This is a genomic window from Burkholderia sp. Ac-20353, assembly GCF_017104785.1.
Classification (GTDB): Bacteria; Pseudomonadota; Gammaproteobacteria; order Burkholderiales; family Burkholderiaceae; genus Burkholderia.
The window spans coordinates 1-513 of record NZ_JAAGPL010000567.1 but is presented as its reverse complement, the minus strand read 5'-3'; the positions used below and the strand labels follow the sequence as shown (position 1 = coordinate 513).

The window sequence follows — 513 nt, the reverse complement described above, 5'->3', positions numbered from 1 at the left end:
TCACGATCGGCCGGCCGTGCTCCATCACGAGAATGCGGTCCGACACGCCCATCACGAGGCTCATGTCGTGCTCGATCAGCAGCACCGACACGCCGAACTCGCGGCGCAGCTTGTCGATCAGGTGCTGCAGCTCGATCTTCTCCTGCGGGTTGAGGCCCGCCGCCGGCTCGTCGAGCATCAGCAGGCGCGGCTCGGTGATCATGCAGCGCGCGATCTCCAGGCGCCGCTGGTGCCCGTACGACAGCGTGCCCGCCGGCCGGTTGGCAACCGACGTCAGGTTCATCCGCTCGAGCCACACGGCCGCGCGTTCGAGCGCTTCCTTCTCCGCGCGCCGGTACGCCGGCGTCGCGAACAGGCCGTGCAGCAGCCCCGACTTCACCTTGCGGTGCTGCGCGACGAGCAGGTTCTCGACGACGGTCAGCGACTTGAACAGGCGGATGTTCTGGAACGTCCGCACGAGGCCCTTCAGCGCGATCCGGTGGCTCGACAGCCCCGCGATCTGATGGCCGTCGA

At 68.2% G+C, this 513-nt stretch carries 1 protein-coding gene; it reads right to left on the bottom strand.

What is annotated here, in order from left to right; genetic code table 11:
* Window positions 1-513 (bottom strand): ATP-binding cassette domain-containing protein (locus tag G3N94_RS43355; RefSeq protein WP_205799992.1); only part of this gene is annotated, 513 nt, incomplete at both ends.